At 62.6% G+C, this 1207-nt stretch carries 2 protein-coding genes; both read right to left on the bottom strand.

Annotated features, from left to right (window positions below; translation table 11 throughout):
- Nucleotides 1-685: recombinase family protein (locus NKH59_RS33350; protein ID WP_353024480.1), on the bottom strand; the 685-nt coding region annotated here is incomplete at its 3' end.
- Nucleotides 652-1207, bottom strand: a 556-nt coding sequence (locus NKH59_RS33345; protein ID WP_353024478.1) for a recombinase family protein, incomplete at its 5' end; no start/stop codon positions are given. The genes NKH59_RS33345 and NKH59_RS33350, both read right to left, overlap by 34 nt.

The raw sequence follows: 1207 nt of genomic DNA, 5'->3' as shown, positions 1-1207 counted from the left end.
GGTCGACGGCGTCATACTGGCGGCGTGCATGGGCGGCTTCATAACGTGCCTGCTCGAGTGCGAGCTCCACATGGCGCCGCTTCTCTCCAGCCTGCACGGTGGAGGTCTCGATGGCCTTGATCGCCGCTTCCATGCCGAGCGGTTGAAGGCGTTGAAGAACCTCCGCGCTGACCGCCTGATCGACCCGCAACGATCCGAAGCCGATGCACGGGTCGGTTCCGTGGTTGACCTGCGCTCCGCGGCAATGATAGCGCCCCGTATTGCCGTTGCTGCCGGAATAGGAGACATGCAGCTTGCGGCCGCAATGGCCGCAGCGCAAGAGACCGCCGAGCAGCAACTCGCCCCGGCGAAGAGCACCGCGCGGCACCAGGCCTTTGCTTGTGGCATTGTCCGTGATCAGGCGCTGATTCCTCTCAAAATCGTGCCAGCTCAGGTAACCTTCGTGATGGTCGATGAGCAAGACCTCCCAGTCGGCGCGATCGCGCCTGATCCCACGCAAAATCCGTTTGCGTCCGGCCTCTATGGTGACTTTGCTGCAGGTTCGCCCGAACGCATAGGCGCCGGCGTAGATCGGGTTGGTGAGAATGTGGTGCACCGTATTGTAGACGGGCAGCCTCCAGACGATCGCCCTGTCCGCCGCGCGCGTGTAATTTACGGCAGGGAGCATAATGCCCTCGCGGCGCAACCACAGATGCACCTGCCGGATGCTCTGCAGTTCGTTACAAGATCGATCGCCTCGCGGATCCGCAGGTCCGGGTCTTTCTCGACCCGGTTCCGGCCCGACTTGACGTAACCGATCGCCACCGTCAGGAAAAGTTCGCCCCGTCGTGCCTTCTGCTTCAGGGCTTCGATCGAGCGAGCCCGCAGGATCGAAAGCTCCAGTTCGCTCATCGTGCCCTTCATGCCGAGCAGCAGCCTGTCGTTGGGATGACGCGGTTCGTAGATGCCGTCCTCATCGATGATGAGCGTTCCGACAGGGCCGCAAAACTCGATGAGCGTATGCCAGTCCCGGCCATTGCGGGCCAGCCGGGAGGCTTCAATGGCGAGGACCGCACCAACCCGACCTTCGCAGATCGCCGCCAGAAGCTTCTCAAAGCCCGGACGGCTGATGCCAGACCCTGAACGACCGAGATCTTCATCGATGACGATGGCGTCTTTCCAGCCAAGGGACCGCGCTCGCTCGGCAAGCCCATATTGGCGTCGACGG

This window comes from Mesorhizobium sp. M0998, assembly GCF_040318885.1.
Lineage (GTDB): Bacteria > Pseudomonadota > Alphaproteobacteria > Rhizobiales > Rhizobiaceae > Mesorhizobium.
Note: the sequence above shows the minus strand (reverse complement) of the source record. Positions and strands in the feature narration are given on the sequence as shown.